The organism is Aquimarina aquimarini (genome assembly GCF_900299535.1).
Taxonomy (GTDB): Bacteria; Bacteroidota; Bacteroidia; order Flavobacteriales; family Flavobacteriaceae; genus Aquimarina; species Aquimarina aquimarini.
The window spans coordinates 185,834-203,238 of sequence record NZ_OMKE01000023.1 but is presented as its reverse complement, the minus strand read 5'-3'; the positions used below and the strand labels follow the sequence as shown (position 1 = coordinate 203,238).

14 protein-coding genes are annotated in these 17,405 nt (G+C 30.3%); 1 reads left to right on the top strand and 13 read right to left on the bottom strand.

The genetic code is table 11. The annotated features are described in order from the left end of the window. Positions 1-53: 53 nt before the first annotated feature. From DG508_RS12080 to DG508_RS12045, 8 genes are all read right to left on the bottom strand, one after another. Positions 54-752 (bottom strand): acetyltransferase, encoded by a 699-nt coding sequence (locus DG508_RS12080; protein WP_108868383.1) that lies wholly within the window; start codon positions 750-752, stop codon positions 54-56. A gap of 168 nt (positions 753-920) precedes the next feature. Next, positions 921-1,160 (bottom strand): acyl carrier protein, encoded by a 240-nt coding sequence (locus DG508_RS12075; protein WP_108868382.1) that lies wholly within the window; start codon positions 1,158-1,160, stop codon positions 921-923. 7 nt (positions 1,161-1,167) lie between these two features. Next, positions 1,168-2,670 carry an AMP-binding protein gene (locus tag DG508_RS12070; protein ID WP_108868381.1) on the bottom strand — a complete coding sequence of 501 codons (1,503 nt, stop codon included), beginning with the start codon at positions 2,668-2,670 and terminating at the stop codon, positions 1,168-1,170. A gap of 9 nt (positions 2,671-2,679) precedes the next feature. Further along, positions 2,680-3,771, bottom strand: coding sequence for a hypothetical protein (locus DG508_RS12065; protein ID WP_108868380.1), 1,092 nt, complete (start codon positions 3,769-3,771; stop codon positions 2,680-2,682). Positions 3,772-3,786: 15 nt separating this feature from the next. Then, positions 3,787-4,392, bottom strand: coding sequence for a sugar transferase (locus tag DG508_RS12060; RefSeq protein ID WP_108868379.1), 606 nt, complete (start codon positions 4,390-4,392; stop codon positions 3,787-3,789). A gap of 18 nt (positions 4,393-4,410) precedes the next feature. Then, on the bottom strand, positions 4,411-5,715 hold the full coding sequence (locus DG508_RS12055; RefSeq protein ID WP_108868378.1) for a phenylacetate--CoA ligase family protein: 1,305 nt from the start codon (positions 5,713-5,715) through the stop codon (positions 4,411-4,413). A 27-nt stretch (positions 5,716-5,742) separates the two neighbouring features. Beyond that, the gene (locus DG508_RS12050; protein ID WP_108868377.1) at positions 5,743-6,792 is read right to left on the bottom strand and encodes a sugar-transfer associated ATP-grasp domain-containing protein; all 1,050 of its coding nucleotides are present in this window, start codon (positions 6,790-6,792) and stop codon (positions 5,743-5,745) included. 102 nt (positions 6,793-6,894) lie between these two features. Continuing rightward, entirely contained in the window at positions 6,895-8,046 is a 1,152-nt protein-coding gene (locus DG508_RS12045; protein WP_108868587.1) for a glycosyltransferase family 4 protein, read from the bottom strand. Between the two features lie 516 nt (positions 8,047-8,562). On the opposite strand from DG508_RS12045, the gene DG508_RS12040 reads away from it, so the two are divergent. After that, the gene (locus DG508_RS12040; protein WP_108868376.1) at positions 8,563-10,566 is read left to right on the top strand and encodes a right-handed parallel beta-helix repeat-containing protein; all 2,004 of its coding nucleotides are present in this window, start codon (positions 8,563-8,565) and stop codon (positions 10,564-10,566) included. Between the two features lie 56 nt (positions 10,567-10,622). Here the strand turns inward: DG508_RS12040 and DG508_RS12035 are convergent, their stop codons facing one another. The 5 genes from DG508_RS12035 to asnB are packed head-to-tail and all read right to left on the bottom strand — an operon-like array spanning position 10,623 to position 17,405. After that, positions 10,623-11,585 carry a hypothetical protein gene (locus tag DG508_RS12035; protein WP_108868375.1) on the bottom strand — a complete coding sequence of 321 codons (963 nt, stop codon included), beginning with the start codon at positions 11,583-11,585 and terminating at the stop codon, positions 10,623-10,625. 2 nt (positions 11,586-11,587) lie between these two features. Further along, positions 11,588-12,997 (bottom strand): MBOAT family O-acyltransferase, encoded by a 1,410-nt coding sequence (locus DG508_RS12030; protein ID WP_108868374.1) that lies wholly within the window; start codon positions 12,995-12,997, stop codon positions 11,588-11,590. 56 nt (positions 12,998-13,053) lie between these two features. Further along, positions 13,054-14,058 carry an SGNH/GDSL hydrolase family protein gene (locus DG508_RS12025; protein ID WP_108868373.1) on the bottom strand — a complete coding sequence of 335 codons (1,005 nt, stop codon included), beginning with the start codon at positions 14,056-14,058 and terminating at the stop codon, positions 13,054-13,056. Next, a complete protein-coding gene (locus DG508_RS12020) occupies positions 14,024-15,436 on the bottom strand; it encodes an MBOAT family O-acyltransferase (RefSeq protein ID WP_108868372.1) in 1,413 nt (470 codons plus the stop codon). The genes DG508_RS12025 and DG508_RS12020 overlap by 35 nt, the downstream gene beginning before the upstream one ends. 46 nt (positions 15,437-15,482) lie before the next feature. Further along, positions 15,483-17,405: an asparagine synthase (glutamine-hydrolyzing) gene (asnB, locus tag DG508_RS12015; protein WP_108868371.1), complete on the bottom strand. Its 1,923-nt coding sequence runs from the start codon at positions 17,403-17,405 to the stop codon at positions 15,483-15,485.

Here is a 17,405-nt window from a genome sequence, read left to right as displayed (position 1 = left end):
GTATTTTGACTTAAATGTGTTTTTATTTTAACAATAAGAAGGAATAGCCTGTACTATTCATTATTTTTATTTTTATCTCTTCCCCAAAGACCAGATAAATAACGTTCTCCTTTTTTTACTGTTCTTATTTCTCTTGCAGGAACTCCATAGGCCAATTTATAATCATTTATATTATTGACAATAACTGAACCTGCTCCTACTACACTATATTCTCCAATCATGATTCCTTGTATTATATTAGCGCCTAATGATATCGCTGTTCCTTTTCCTATATATACATTACCACCTATAGTAGCTCCAGGAGCAAGACTAGAAAATTCTTTCATAATACTATCATGACCAAGATTAACCCCTGTATTCAAAATACAAAAATCTCCTACTTGCGCTTCTGCATTAATTGTTACAGAAGCTAGCACTACCGTTCCTTCTCCCATCATAACACTTGGGCTAATAACCACTGATGGATGAATTACAGTAATAAACTCAAAATCGGGAGCTATTGCTTTTATTTTTAAATACATTTGGTATCGTACCCAATTATCACCAATTGCAATAACTCCTTTTCTTACACCTTGCTTCATTAAGCTAAGAATGTCTTCTTCTTTTCCTAGAACTTCATATCTCAGTAATTTACTTCCTTTTGGTTTGAACGTATCAATAAGACCATGAATCTCATAATTATCATTCAATTCTATAGTTTCTATGATTACTTTGGCATGACCAGAAGCTCCAATAATGAGGATTTTTTCCATGTTTATTTCTTACAAATCAATAGTAAGCCTATTTTTCACAAATCAAATGTAGCTTCTAATGATTTTATCCAACTTTTCCTTTTTCTCCCTAAAATACTAAAAACTAGCATATTAAACACTAATCTATAGTTTGTAATATCTAAATCTATGATAATTCCCTTATATCAATCACAATTCAGATTCTATGGTTTTGATTAAATCCCCTACATTATTCATATTCATGAGATCCATCAATTTAAATTTAATATTAAATATTTTTTCTACTTCAGAAATGATCATCATATGGGTAACAGACTCCCAACCATCAACATCATCGGCAGTGGTTTCATCGGTAAGTTGAAAATTATCATGTTCTAATACCGATACAAAAGCTTCCTTTACTTTTGATAAAATTTCATCTTTGCTCATCTATTGTCTATTTATTTTTTATATCAAAATATGTTCTTAATTTTTTTCTGTCGATTTTACCATTCATACTATGCGGGAATTCTTTGATAAATCTCACGTGCATAGGGATCATATAATCTGGCATTTTTGTTTTCATATATTCAAATATTTCTTTGATATCAAACTCTTCTGATTCTATTGCTAGACCTAATTCTGCATTTCCTAAAGAATTTATAATATCAAGTGCTACCATATTCACTTTTTTATCAGAAATGAATTTGGCATGAAATTCAATTTCTGCTAACTCTACTCGATATCCTCTAATTTTTACCTGAAAATCTGCTCTGCCTACATATTGGTAATCTCCTTCTTTATCTTTAAAACACAAATCACCAGTTTTATAATAACGTTGCTCTATAGTATTTTCTTTTCTGACAAAAAAGCTTTGGGCGTTTCGTTCTTTATTTTTCCAATATCCAGGTGTAACTTGTGGGCCACCTAGACATAACTCTCCTGTCACCCCTATAGGAACTTCATTATTATCCTCATCTACAACAAGATATAAAGCATCTTTTTGTGGTGTTCCTATTGAAATTATTCCATTATGGGATTTCTGGTGTGTTTCTTTATGGTATGGGTAAAAACCACTATATACCGTAAATTCTGTTGGACCATAGTAATTAAAAATTTTACAGTTTGGTATACAGTTACTCCATTCTTTTGCTATATCATTATGCAAGGCCCCTCCTCCAAAACTACAATATCTTACGTCTGGAGCATTAATCTCTGGAAAGTATGGACGTAAATAATTAATAATAGAAGGTACCATAGTAAGCACAGTAAGTTTCTGCTCCTTGATAAGCTTGAAAATATAAAAATATTTGATAGCGCCTTTTGGAATGGTATAAATACAAGAAGCTGATAAAAAAGGAAACAAATAAGTGACTACAGAAAAATCAAATGTAAGTTCAAACATCTGCAAGCATCGATCAGTAGGTAGTAAATTAAATTCTGGTTCTGCATCAACTGCATCAACTAATGCTTCTACATTAGAGAAAGTAATCGGAACTCCTTTGGGTTGTCCTGTTGTACCAGATGTAAACAAAATATAAGCTATTTGATCTTCTGATACCTGTTTAGGTTTCAAATTGATTTCTGTATGCTGTAGTACTAAAGATTTTATAACAACATAATCTTTGTAGTCAGATTCTTTTGAAGAATCAATAATATATTTAGCTTCTGTAAGCTCTAAAATTCTGATATTACGTTCTACAGGAGTAGATGGATTAACAGGTACATACGCTTTGCCTTCAAGCCATAATGCAATGATAGTGGCATAGGTCTGAATATCATCATTGGTTACCAACCCAATCAGTTTCTCTGTATCTTCAATAGTATTGGATATTGCTTTTCTTATTTTAGAAATTTCATTAGCAAAATCCTTATATGTATAAAATATATTGTTTATACATAATGCATTATGATCTATATGGTTCTCAATTGATTCTTGTAGTTTTCTTACAAATTTCATCTCTTTTATTTAATAAAAATGCCCATCTCTGTTTAACATGTTCGAATTTTCAAAATTCAAATTTGTCTCGTTATGAGCCAATCCTTTTTTCATTACTCTATGCGTAAAAATTGTAGTATACCGCTTTGTAATTGCATCAGACAACTTAGTATCATCGGTAAAAATAAACTTTGCCTTTTTTTGAATAAAATTCTCTATTAAAGCATCTATACAAGTATCGTAATGCACCTCTTCTTTAACCAAAAAATATTTAACATTAAATTCATTATAATTAATTATATATGATAAAAAACCTATAATTTGATTTTCCTTTATAATTGCTACATTATGAATATATATATTATTACTTACTCCTGTTTGCAATGAGGTATATGGATGCTTAGCAGAAATTGGTGTCTGCATATATTGACTGGGGTTAATCTGCCAATTTACATATTCTTTTGTCTTGTAAATCAAATCATTTTTACACAATGGCGCTACAAACTCCCATGTTATATCATCTAATTGATACATATAGTTGTAGGTTAATGATTTTGTTTTATTTCTGACTTTTGATCTATTTATAAGTCTTATCACCGAAGCTACTGTAGCATCAACTCGATCCAAAATAAATTTAAATGACTTTAAAAACTTAAACCTACCTATAAGCATAGAAGCATCAAGGCTAAAAAAAATGGTATGTCGTAATCTGGATGCTATTACTGTAAAAGGTTGTTTTTTATAAAAAGTAGTTACATTTTCAGCATATGATTTAATCAAAACCTGTTTACCAGTTAGATTTACAGCCTCATTATATATATAGGTTCCTAGGATGGTATCTTTGAATTTTTTATCTACCCACCAGGAAATCATCCAGTACACTTTATTTTTTTCTGGAGTATTAAGAAGATCTGGAAACATAAAAACAAAAGAAATCATTTTTTTATCTGCATACCCGATAACACCACAGTATTCCTCTTCTTCAATTCTTGAGTTAGAGATCAGCCATAATGCTTTACTTTTGGGTAATGGTGCCAATGCTCCTATCCAATAGGTATTCTTCTCAATACCTTCTCTTAGCATTTTTTTGGTTAAAGCTACTATTTCTAAATTTTCATTCATTTACTATACTAAAAGCTAATTTTTACCATTAAAATATTCTGATGTCACTTCTTCAGAAAGGTTTACATCTTTTTTTTGAATTACTTTTTTAAGAGTTAACCCTACAATTTTGGCATCTAATAAGAAGTTATAATGCTTTACATACCATACATCATATTCAAACTTCTTTTTCCATGTGATTGAGTTTCTTCCATTAATCTGTGCCCACCCAGTAATTCCAGGCCTTACATTGTGTCTCCTTTTTTGCTCTTTATTATATATAGGTAAATACTCTATTATTAATGGTCTTGGACCAATTAATGACATCTGCCCTAATAGTACATTAATAAGTTGAGGAATCTCATCTAGAGAAGTTTTCCTAACAAACATTCCTATTTTGGTAATTCTATCTTTATCTGGTAACAAATCTCCATTGGTATCTTTTTTATCATTCATGGTTTTAAACTTTATGATACTAAAGATTTTTTCATTTTTACCAGGTCTTCTCTGTACAAAAAAAGGTTTTCCTTGATTGGCTACTGCCAAAAAAAGAACTAATACCATAAACACTGGTAAGATAGAAATAAGTACAATCAGGGATATACAAAAATCCAAGCTTCTTTTGATAAATATTCTATACATAACTCGTAGTATTACTTATTATGAATTTATCATTTCATTAACCATTACTCTTCTTTTTCCAGATGCAAGTAACGGAATTTCATCAACATATTTTACGGTAATAAGAGCATCTTCGCCCAAATACACTTTAAATTCGCTAACAAACTCTTTTTCGCGCATAAATCCTTCTTTTTCATTTAATTTAAGTTCATATTTTCCTACGGATTTCTGAATAAGTTGACACTGTTTTAGCATTGGGTATTTATTTACCAGCAACACCAGATTAATCGTTATAATTTCTCCTTTTGTATCATAAATAACATCTATTTTTCTTCCTTCTATTGTTGATAATACTATTTGAGAATTGACCGCATTCTTTATACCAATATCTCCTGTATCATATCTAAGCATAGGCATACAGTAATTAAATAAATCTGTAATTACAATTCGCCCAGGTGTACCATCTGCAGCAATTTTATTAGTATCAAGTTCTAAGACTTCTACATAATAACTAGCCTCATTTATTCTAAATACAGTATCTTCTTCTAGTAGTTGTTGCGCTATGATTCCATTTTCTACATTAGAATATCTAGATATTACCTTAATATTAAAATGCGTATACATCGCTTGCTTTGTGTAATCATTAAGCCGTTCTGATATAGCAATTGCTGATTTCAATGTATTTGAGACTGGCAACGATTGTTTTTTATCAAGATATTTACATATTTCTTCATAAGCAGAGGCATATCCTAACCAGCTATTGGAAGATTTACTTCTTGAAAGTGTATGAAGCACTCTCTTTATTGTTTCTTTTTTACTTAGTTCAAATACATCAACAGGTACTAGATTTTGAAACCATTGGGTTAGCTTCCCTTTGTTCTCAAATGCATTCCATAATCTAAAATAAGTAAGTCGATACCCCACTTTAAAACCCACCTTTTCAGAAAAAAAGATCGTATCCGCAATACTTCTCATTCTCTTTCTTTTGTCTTGATATACTTCGAATGGTGTTCCTGTAGAACCACTTGTTTTCACCAAAAATTTAGGCTTAGATTTATAGTCTACAGATTGAAAATGTTCAAAATTATCTCTAATTACATTTTTGTTTACCACAGGAAAATCTGTAATAGAGTTATAAGACTTATTTTTTTTATAATAACCAACAGAGTTTACAGCATGCTCTAGAATATTTTTTAAATTTTTATTCTTAATATCTATTGCAGTCTTTGATATTGGGTTTTCAAGAATAAACTTAATATCATTGTAGTGATTACGTTTTTCACCTCCTTTTAATGCATCAAGGTACCAAAATGCTTTATTTCTTATTATTTCAGGTATTTTCATAAGTATTATCTCTTCTTCTACTAACTATTAAGCTTCTTCCATAATTTCTTTAAACATAGGGTGTTTAAGATATCCACCATAAGCAATATCTGGGGTAACAAAAGAATTATTATCATTACCTTCAATAATTACGGGACCATTGTTACTTATAGCAATATCCCAACCTATTATTCGGTCGGGAATAAAGGACACTGCCTGCTTTATTAATGCAATGGACTCCTCGAAATATGGGATTTTAAAGTTCTCAAAGACAACGCCAGTATCTGGATGTGCACTTAATTGTTCTCCACCATATTTCATTAACTGATGGCTTTTTCCTATTAATGTTCCTTTATCCAAATCAATAGAAACATAAAAACCACCTAAACTTCCATTATCAATTACACTGCCTCCTCTACCAAATCTCATAAAAGCAGATAAAACATGTGTAGTATTATGCTTATCAAGATACGTATCAAACCGAATAGTATTTACGCTATGTTTATATATACTGTTGATTACTTCATGTTGTTCTATCACATCTTGATGAATACAATCATTATTAAGTATATAAGCTCCATACGCATCTATTTCTTTTTTCAAGTTTTGTTGAGTAATAAGATAGGCTCCTGTTCCTCCCATTTCTATAATAGCTTTCACAAATACTTTTGTTTTTCCTGTATTCTCGAATACGTTTTTAAAATACATAAACAGATCTTCTTTATTCATAACCATATTCTCCTTTGATTGAAAAAAGAATCTGTTTTTTAAATTATGACTTAGTAAAGCAGGTACTGGCATATTATTATGTTCCATATAATATGAGAAAGCTAGCTTATTGCGAAGTAAAGAAGCGTATTGGAAATGGTGTAAATTCTTGGACAATGTTACTTTATCTATCTCTTTACTACTTAAATAGTCTTTATAATTAGTAACATTTTTTCTATATAAAAATTTACCAAAGTAAAAATAAGGAAGCTCTTGTTTTACGACCCAAAAAACAAATGCTTCTCTCATGATCTGAAAAATTCCTTTCCTATTTTTATCATTAAAAAAAACTAAAAATCTTTTTTGTAATAAAAGTAGTTTTGTTTTCATCTGCTTCTTTTTATGGGGTTAGAAAATTGAATAGAATTCATAATTTTCTTTTTGTTTCACTCTAGTTCTACACTTAGTTACACAACAATACACTACAGTTTCTTAATGATCTAGTGATTCATATTCTTTTAAAAGTTCTTTCCAAATATAGGTCCGTTCATATCTACTTGTTATAGATGCTCTGGCTCTGGCGGCTATATTTTTTCTAAGCTCATGATCTTCTACCAGTATTTTTATACTATTAAACAAAGCTTCTGTATCTTTTACAGGAATTATCTTACCATTTTCACCATCAGTTACGATTTCATTACACCCATTAATATCTGTAACAATACTTGCTAGTCCCATAGCTCCCGCTTGCATCACTACATTAGGAAAACCTTCTCTATAACTAGGGAATGCTAATAAATCTGATATTGCAAAATAAGGGCGTACATCATCTTGCCATCCCACCATTATAATATTTGTATTGGTATTAATTTCTTTTTCAATATCAGGTAATAATGGATCTAGATCTTTTTCATAAGTCCCTACCAGAAGTAATTTCACATTGGTATGAATCTCATTAATTTTTTTGAAAGCTCGTATGAGTTCATTTATTCCTTTATCGGTTACTAATCGCCCTACAAATACAATTACAATATCATTTGGATCAATCCCCAAACTTTTGGACAATACAACATTTTCTTCTTCAGAATATAATGATGGGTCAAAAAAAGAGGTATCTATACCATTTGAGCTTCCATTACCAATAACTTTTAATTTCTTTGAAGATGTATATTTATTATCTGTAACAATCGTGTGAAGCCCTGTAGAATTAGGATAAATTTTGGTTGCACAACCATACGTTATTTTTTCTACTGTGTCTAGCAATATTCTTTTACTCCCTTTTGCTTCTAGTAGTGGTAATCCTGCAATTGTATGCAATCGATGTGGTACACCAGCCATTTTTGCGGCAATCATTGATAATGTTCCAGCCTTAGGAGTATGACTATGAACTATTGTTGGTTTTTCTTTTTTGAATATCTTATATAATTGGTATACTGCTTTAAGATCTTGTAGTGGAGTAATTTTTCGGGTCATTTCAACAGGAATTACTGGTACTTCCTCATTTTCGGATACAATATCCAGTTGATCATCACCAGAGCTTGACACCCCAATAATCTCATAATATTGAGACATAAATTTTAATTGCCCTTGCAATAATTTCCCCAATGAAATAGGTACTGTAGTAACCCTAATTAATTTTTGCATTTTTCCCAAACTTAAACATATAATCCAAAAAAACCCTTGTTTGTTTGTTCTTATAGTATGTAAGCCAGAAACCGCTGATACCATGTACTTTTATACAAAAAGTACAACTCAAATATCTGTGATCCAAAAAACCACAAAATTAATAGCTTTTAAAAATATTATTTAAGTAACTAATACAAAAGATAAAGCTCTTAAATAATACTTTGTAAATACTAATTCAGAATAAACAACGGGGTAACGATAAAAAATTTTCGAATACAAATATAACTATATGCTTTAGTTTGAAAACTTAAAAACAATGTTTCTTTCATTTTTTTTAATATTCGATAAAAAAACAAGTTTAAAAAAAGTATATTTTTACTACGGTTAAGCAACAAAATAAATAGGGTTAACACCAATAAAATCAATTATTTCAGTGGTTTGAAAAAAATTTAACATTTCAAATTAATTTTCACACAATTTAACATCTAATATTACGTTGTTGGAATAAATAACCTAAAAAACAATCCCCCCCAAATGAAAAAATTATCTTATTACCTACTTATTCTTATGAGTTGCATTGCTATATCCTGTAGCAAAGAAAACTTTAATGACTCTACTCCTGAAACTGCAGAAAAACCTGATTCAGACACTACTCCTGATCCTACACCAAACACAATAACAACTCCTTGTGATTTTGATTTATCTAATGTTGCTCCTAATTCTACAATAATTCTTAATTGTATTCTTGACCTAAATGGAGAAACTATAACACTACCTGAAAATGTTAATTTTGAATTTGAAGGAGGAGATATTCTAAACGGTAAATTAATTTTTAATGGAGGCCTTATTGCTGGAGAATTATTAAGTTCAAAACTTGAGGTAGAAGGAAATGTTCAACTTGAAGAGCCTACATTCAAGTTTTATGCTTCTAGATGGGATCAAATTGAAGAAGTCAAAAATTCATCAAACCCAATTCCTCCTTCAAAATCAGTAGCACTTAAAAATAATACCGAACTAGAAAAATTAATATTCTGGACTAAAGAATTGGGAGCTACAACATTTGAAATAGGAAAGTTTGATGCTTATTTTGAAGTTGCTACAGTTACTAGTACGACTTCAAATCAAAACTTTTACCCACACTTGGAAGCTATAAATGTTCCTTCAGATTTTCATCTTAAAATGTCAGATAAAACTGTTTTAAGAGTATTTCCTACAGAAGGAAGAATAGCTGCTTCATTATTAGCGGTTCATGAAGCTTCTAATGTAATTATAAGCGGTGGTACTTTGTATGGTGATAGAGATTTAAGAAAGTATGCATCAGAAAATGAAGAATCTGGCACACATCTATGTAAAATAAGATCTGGTAATAATGTCGTTGTCGACAATGTAAAATTCACTATGGGTTCTGTAGGGGGTGTAGATATTAATTCTACAGGATTTTCTTTTAATCCAGATTATAACCCTACTAGAAATGTAATAATCAAGAATTGTACTTTTGATAAAGTACGAATGATGAGTATAGCACTAACTGATGGCCGTGATATTAGAATTGAAAATAATACTTTTATAGATACAGCCTTACCGACTGCCAATTCTGATGGTGGAGTTGTTGGGTTTGCAATTAATATTGAGCCTGTAAGAAGTAGAGATACTACTACTGGTGAATTAATTAATTATCAAGTTGTACAAGATGTTGTTGTAACTGGTAATAAAGAAACAGGAAGCAGACGAGGAGCGTTTAATGTTTTTATCGGTAATAGGATTGTTCTTGAAAATAATACATTAGAAAATAAAATATCTTGGAGTCTTGCCAGTAATACCAAAATACGTAATAATACATTTATCGCTTCAGAGAAATCAAAAAATTTCCCTGCAATAGATGCAGGTGGTACAGGTGATACGGTTTTTGACAATGAAATATCTGGAAATAAAATATCTGGTTATGGTGTTGCAATATCTGCATATTTTGGAGAAGTAAGTATTTATAAAAATAAATTGACAAACAATACTAATGGAATCCAACTCAAAGAAATTGAGAAAGAAACCGTTGTATATGAAAATCTTATTACTAGTGATTTATCATCAAGTAGAGGGATTAGTATTCAATCTACATTTGCAAATAATGTTACTATTCATTCTCATAATACTACTAACTACCATATTGATGTAAAAGCGAATCATCTATATTTTGTTGCTGTTAACCAAGAAGCAGGTCAGGAAAATTATAAAATAAATGTCAATAATAATGACTTTGACTCTTCTGCTTCTGTTGTGTTCTCCAAAACAAAAGGGGTTACTTATAATAACAATATGTCTAAAGGGCCTATTTTATTAGCAAATGCTTCCAAAGTTGATTTGGCTTCAAATAGTATTTCTACAGCTAATTCTCATGGAGTATCTTTAACAGGCGTTAATACAGCCATAAAAGCCAGTCAAAACACTATAGATTTCCCTGAGAATCCTCGTTATGAGTGTATCAATATCGATGCTTCGACTAACTCTAGTGAGGTTACATTAAATGGAAATATCTGTAACTAATGCTATAATATAACTATTTATAGAAAAGATCACCCCTTGGTGATCTTTTTTATATGTTACTTAAACACTGATTGCAAAAGTTCTGCCAATACTGTATTTCCTTTTTCGTTTAAGTGTCCATTAGAAACAAAATAATTACTTAATTCATCAGGAAATTGTAGTACGTGAAAACGTATAGCCTCAGAATCTATATTATATTCTTCAATTGTTGCTAATTTTGTTCTCCTTAAATTATTGATAACAACAACATCAATCACTTGATTAAGTTCTTGTTCTTCAATTTTTTTAAATAACCAATCCAATTTGTATTTATCAAACTCTAATGTTTTAGCTTTCACTTTTGCAGCTCCGTAATATTTAAACATATTATATACTTTAAACATTAACAAGCTTTTACAAAACCTTTTCACCTTGTTAGGCAATGACAAACTGTCTCCAAAATTATTATTTTTGGCTTTATGAAATTTGATTTCTTCTCCTTTTTTATAGGGATAACTTCTTCCTGAATCATTCTTAGGGTTTCTTTTCCCTATATTAATAATCTCTGCGGGAGTCATTACAAAAATGATTTTATCAAAATCAAGTTTTTCTGCCCTTACCAAGTGTTCTAGCAAAACCACTCCTTGTATGGGGGTCCATACACCTCCTGATCCTGCATTATGTATTACTGTGTTTAATTCTTTTTCAATTTTTTCAGAAAATCTATCTTCATTGTTCATTCCATATCCTTCTACAAAAGAGTTTCCTACAACAAGAGTTCCTTCATTTGTAAATTCATCATCTCTAAAACCATAAGAATTAATTTGATTAACAACTCCTCCCCAAGGATATTGATTTATTTGTTTTGTGTTTTTTTGCCTTGTTACCCCATATAGAGAATCCATATCATAATACAAAGGCGGTGCATTAAAGCCTGTAATAGATAAAAAAGCATCTTTACCATTATAAAAAACTCCAACGACTAGATTAATAACTTCTAATAGTATTACAAATACAATTATTTTCTTAATATACTTCATATCTAAAATTGAAAATAAATAAATTCTGCCTGTACTTCTCTATTTAATGCTCCTATGATTGCAATAACAATAAGTATCCATATAGTAATATGAATTTTAATGTTTTTATATCTCATGAAATCTAATACTAGTAAGACTATAATTAATAAAATATCAGAAAGCATTATAAAACTAGATGCATCCATATCTAAAGAGTTAATTCCTTTGATATAAAGAATTGCATCTTTGATAGAATCTGCTCTAAAAAATACCCAAGCTAAGGTTACAACAAAAAAAGTATATAAAACACGTGTAAAATCACTAATATGAGAAATTATGCTTCGTTGTTCTACTCCATTATCCAAATGTTTTCTATTGGTCCCCAATATGAATGAAGGGATAAACAAAAGTGCATGAATTCCTCCCCATGCAATAAAAGTCCAATTAGCTCCATGCCAAAAACCACTTACAAGAAATATAGCAAATACGTTTCTAACTCCCATAAATCTCCCAACTTTAGATCCTCCTAACGGGATATACAAATAATCTCTAAACCATGTAGATAATGAGATATGCCACTTTCTCCAAAACTCCCCTATACTTCGCGAGAAATACGGAAAATTAAAATTAGTCATCAAATCAAACCCAAACAATCTGGCTGTTCCTATAGCAATATCAGAATATCCACTAAAGTCTCCATAAATCTGAAATGCAAATAATATGGCTCCTATAATCAAAGTTCCGCCAGAATAATCTGAATAATGAGTAAATATATCATTGACTACAGGTGCAAAAGAATCTGCGATAACTACTTTTTTAAACATCCCCCATACAATGAGTTCTACTCCTTGTATTGCTCGTGTTTTATCAAACCTACGTTTTGCAAGCATTTGAGGTAATAAATTAGAAGCTCTCTCGATAGGGCCAGCAACCAATTGAGGGAAAAACGAAACAAAAGCTGCAAAAGCAATAAAATCTTTAGTAGGTTTTAATTTTTCTCTATAAATATCTATTGAGTATGACATGGTCTGGAAAGTATAAAAACTAATTCCTACAGGAAGAATTACTTTAAGTGTCCAAGTATTTTCTACATTATAACCTAATGTACTCAACGCATCAACCCAAGAATCTACAAAAAAGTTATAATACTTAAAAAAGCCTAACAATCCCAAATTAAACAACATACTTGCCCAAAGCCATCGTTTTTTAATTGATTTTTTGGGTGTATTATCTATAGTTAAACCAATATAATAATCTACTACCGTGCTCAGTGCTATCAATGATAAAAACCTATAATCCCACCAACCATAAAATACATAACTGGCAATAAGGACCAGAAAATTCTGAAGTTTTAAGTTTTTATGTACTACAAACCAATACAATACAAAAACTAAAGGCAAAAACAGAAAAAATTCTAATGAGTTAAAAAGCATTAAATTATTGTTTTTATATTATTAAAATGAATATTTCATACCTTACAGATAGTACTCTACTCTATCATTTTTTTATTATAATTAATCAAATTCATATCCATTATTTTTTTTGTAAGCTGTTTTGTAAACAACTCTGCTCCATCATTGTTTAAATGTGAAAAATCATGAAATAATTCTGATTTACCATTAAAATCTGATGAATTAAAGAAATCTATAAAAGGAACTTTTTTGGTTGCTATTATTTCTTTAATCCTGATGAATGATTTATTTTTATCATGGTTCACCTTATTAAACGTCGGAGAGGTTACAAACACAAGTTCACAACCATTATTTCTGGCATTATCAATAAATTTTTCTACCACCTCAACAAAATTATCATCTATCAATTCTACATATTCTTTTACTTCTTCTTTGGTATGAGAATTTACTTTATTAGGGTTTATTTTTCCATAAAGAGGACGATACCCATGATAATCCAACTGTGGTGATACATAATATCGTAATGCATGAACAATAGTAGAGTTCATTTGATAGGATTTAAAAAACAACTTGAAATCAATAAATCTGGATTTTAATCCAAGTATTGCACTTAATTCCTTACTATGACCTGCATAGTAAGGATGTAGGTCACTAAGCCTATCATACGCTTGTTTTGAGGTATATAAAAAGTTTTCATCTATATTCAGGACAATAAGTTTTGGTTTTACCCTTTTCAATATCATTTCCTGAAGTGCTGTATGATACAGTAATTGTTGCCCTTCTGCACCAGCATTATAACATGTTTTACCTAGTTCTTTTTCAAAGATTTTAGGAACATAATGTCTATGTGCGTGAGAACTACCAAATACTATTATTTCTGCATTTGTTTTTTCTACAGCATGAGTTGATCTTGCATATTTCCCAGTCTCCTGACTATAAAATAGTTGGTTAGAAATTATTCCTAAAACAAAATCTACAATCAAGAAAACGATTGTAAACTTTATTATTTTGATAATTGTCAATTTATATTCTTTGGTAACCATAGTTTCAAAATTGAAAATAAATGAATTGACTTTTTCCAAAAACTCCCAGATATAAAATCATAAAAACTACAATAGCATATCCTATTATTCTAATCATTTCATACTTACTTTTAGAAATCGAAAAAAGAGTATCAAAATATTCTTTTTTAAATTCTACAAAAAGTAATATTGCAATCGCTAACGTTGCATAGATTGAAGCAGCTATATCATCTCCACTACCAATATATAGTCTTCCTGGTGAGGTAAAAATAACTTTTATCATATGCAAAGCATCATCAATACTATTTGCCCTAAAAAATATCCAAGCAAAATTTATCAAACAAAATGTCAAAAAGATAGTTGCGATCCCTTTTCGATCTTTCTTAAACCACAGTACTTCAATAATAAGATAAATACCATTTAAAGCTCCCCAGATCACAAAGGTCCAATTAGCACCATGCCACAACCCACTAATCAAAAAGGTAATAAAAAGGTTAAAAAGCCATCTAATTTTTACTACCCGATTTCCTCCCAGTGGTATATATAAATAATCTCTAAACCATGTAGATAACGAAATATGCCATCTGGTCCAAAATTCACTAACTGAGGCAGAGAAATATGGTCTCCTGAAATTGGTCATCAAATGAAATCCAAAGAATTTGGCCGTACCAATTGCTATCAAAGAATACCCTGCAAAATCACCATATATCTGAAATGCAAATAAAATCGTTGCTGCAATAAAACTCAACCCTTCATGATTATCTATATTATTATACACAGCATCTACATATATCGCTGCTCTATCTGCAACCACTAGTTTCAAGAAAAAACCCCAAATCATAAGTTTTACTCCAGAAGAAACATTATGATACGTATATTTTCTTTGCTCTAAAAACTGAGGCAATAGATTGGAAGCCCTTTCTATTGGCCCAGCAACTAACTGAGGAAAAAACGACACAAAAGTTGCAAATGCGATAAAATCTTTGGTTGGCTTTAGTTTTTCTTTATAAATATCAATAGCGTATGATAATGTCTGGAATGTATAAAAAGAAATCCCTACTGGTAGAATTACATTTAAAGTCCACGTACTCTTAATTGTATACCCAAAAGCAAAAAACATTTCTACCCAGGATTCAACAAAGAAATTATAGTATTTAAAAAAACCAAGAAGTCCGATATTACATACTATACTTACCCAAAGCCATCTTTTTCTTATAGCTCTATCTCTAGATGCATAAAGTCTTAACCCAACAAAATAATCTATGGTAGTACTAATAGCGATTAAAGATAAAAAACGATAATCCCACCAACCATAAAACACATAACTAGCCACCAACACCAATATGTTTTGTAGTTTAATGCTTTTATTGACCAGACACCAATAACAAAACAATACTATCAATAAAAAAATAAAAAAATCAATAGAATTAAAAAACATCGATTATAAGTGATTATGGGTTTGTTTTATATCTTATTATTAAATATTATTTTTTCAACAATATTTCATTTTCACTTGCTACATAACTGTGTATATACCATTTTTGAAAGCAATAAAATGTCCAAACCTTGAATGTATTGTCTTTTCCGTTTAAATGATCTGTTACCAGTTTTTTAATAGTATCTTTTTGAAATATATTTTGAGTATCTAATAATGTATCACTTATACAATTCTCTAAATCTTGGCGTAGAGCAGAACGTAACCAATCTCCTACTGGAACTCCAAACCCTGATTTAGACTTATCTAAAAAGTCTTTTGGGAATTCTTCTCTAAAAGCTTCTTTCAAAATATACTTTTTATTCCACCCTTTCATCAAGTAATCATCGGGTAATGTATTTGTATATTTCCAAATCTTTTTGTTTAAAAAAGGTGCTCTACATTCTATCGAACTTAACATACTAGTCCTATCAACCTTTACCAGCATATCCCCTTCTAGACTCATATGTTTATCTATTGTTCTGTACTCTGTAAGATCTTTTGGCGAGCGAATCCCTGTAGTATCCTGATAAAATGCAAATGGATTTGCTTCTATCATTTCTGGCAAAAGGTAAGATGACAAACTATCTCCTGCATATCCCAAAGAGATAATATCCCAATAATAATTATCAGAATAATCTATTGCATTAAGTAATTTATCAACCCTATATCGCATTCCTCTTTTATCATGCTTGGGTTTTATAAGAAGGTCATTCGTCTTTTTGATAAGGTTATGAATTCCTCTAGGAACCATACTGGTATATTTTTTATTAATATTACCCATATGGTACTTATTATACCCTCCAAAAACCTCATCTCCTCCATCTCCTGTTAGGGCAACCTTAACATGTTCAGATGTTTTATTTGCCACCAGATACGTAGGTAAGGAAGAAGAATCTGCAAAAGGCTCATCAAAATTGAGTAGAATTTTATCAATATTACTTTCAAGGTCTTTTTCATCCAGAATAAATTCGTGATGATGACTATTTATAAGCTTAGATACTGTTCTTGCCTTATCAGTTTCATCATATGATTTTTTGGCAAACCCTATCGAAAATGTATTGATTTTTGCATGGTTCATTTTTGCCAAACATAAGGATACAATAGACGAGTCGACTCCTCCTGATAAAAATGTTCCGATAGGCACATCTGATACAGAACGACTAACAACACTTTCATTCACTAACTCTTTTACCGAAGATTTTGCATCTTCAAAAGAAACATTTTCTTTTTTTGCTTGAGTTATCTCTTCAATACATTCAATACTATGTGTATGAGTTGACAAATCATATGTTATAAAGTGATTAGATTCTAATTTATGTATCCCTTCATAAATAGTAAATGGTGCAGGGATATAGGTAAGTTTAAAAAACAGATTCAATCCTTTTTTGTCAATTGATGGAACTGTATCTATTATTTTTAAGACAGATTTAAGTTCTGATGCCCATATAAACTTCCCTTCCTTTTCTGTATAATACAACGGTTTTTCTCCAAAAAAATCTCTGGCAATAAAAACCTTGTTTTTCTTTTTATCATAGATACTAAAACCAAACATACCATCCAACTTATGAAATGATGATGTTCCTTGATTTTCATATAATTTCAGAATAACTTCAGTATCACTTTGGGTTGTAAAGGTTGCTCCTAAGGTTTCAAGCTCGTTTCGTAACGTTCTATAATTATATATTTCTCCGTTGAAAACAATCACAATATTCTTATCTTCTGAATAGATAGGTTGTTTCCCCGAATTCAAATCAATTATTGATAATCTTCGCATTCCCATGGCTATTGCTCCTTCTTTATCAGAATATGTAAAAGCCCCATCGTCATCTGGTCCGCGATGAATAATCATATCATTCATTCTAGTAATATAATCATCCAGCTTACTTTGTTCTTCTTGCTGTATTGATATTAAACCATTAATTCCGCACAT

Excerpts from the sequence above, each read along its gene's own strand:
- DG508_RS12080 (WP_108868383.1), bottom strand. The coding sequence starts at position 752 with ATGGAAAAAATCCTCATTATTGGAGCTTCTGGTCATGCCAAAGTAATC.
- DG508_RS12075 (WP_108868382.1), bottom strand. The coding sequence starts at position 1,160 with ATGAGCAAAGATGAAATTTTATCAAAAGTAAAGGAAGCTTTTGTATCG.
- DG508_RS12070 (WP_108868381.1), bottom strand. The coding sequence starts at position 2,670 with ATGAAATTTGTAAGAAAACTACAAGAATCAATTGAGAACCATATAGAT.
- DG508_RS12065 (WP_108868380.1), bottom strand. The coding sequence starts at position 3,771 with ATGAATGAAAATTTAGAAATAGTAGCTTTAACCAAAAAAATGCTAAGA.
- DG508_RS12060 (WP_108868379.1), bottom strand. The coding sequence starts at position 4,392 with ATGTATAGAATATTTATCAAAAGAAGCTTGGATTTTTGTATATCCCTG.
- DG508_RS12055 (WP_108868378.1), bottom strand. The coding sequence starts at position 5,715 with ATGAAAATACCTGAAATAATAAGAAATAAAGCATTTTGGTACCTTGAT.
- DG508_RS12050 (WP_108868377.1), bottom strand. The coding sequence starts at position 6,792 with ATGAAAACAAAACTACTTTTATTACAAAAAAGATTTTTAGTTTTTTTT.
- DG508_RS12045 (WP_108868587.1), bottom strand. The coding sequence starts at position 8,046 with ATGCAAAAATTAATTAGGGTTACTACAGTACCTATTTCATTGGGGAAA.
- DG508_RS12040 (WP_108868376.1), top strand. The coding sequence starts at position 8,563 with ATGAAAAAATTATCTTATTACCTACTTATTCTTATGAGTTGCATTGCT.
- DG508_RS12035 (WP_108868375.1), bottom strand. The coding sequence starts at position 11,585 with ATGAAGTATATTAAGAAAATAATTGTATTTGTAATACTATTAGAAGTT.
- DG508_RS12030 (WP_108868374.1), bottom strand. The coding sequence starts at position 12,997 with ATGCTTTTTAACTCATTAGAATTTTTTCTGTTTTTGCCTTTAGTTTTT.
- DG508_RS12020 (WP_108868372.1), bottom strand. The coding sequence starts at position 15,436 with ATGTTTTTTAATTCTATTGATTTTTTTATTTTTTTATTGATAGTATTG.
- asnB (WP_108868371.1), bottom strand. The coding sequence starts at position 17,405 with ATGTGCGGAATTAATGGTTTAATATCAATACAGCAAGAAGAACAAAGT.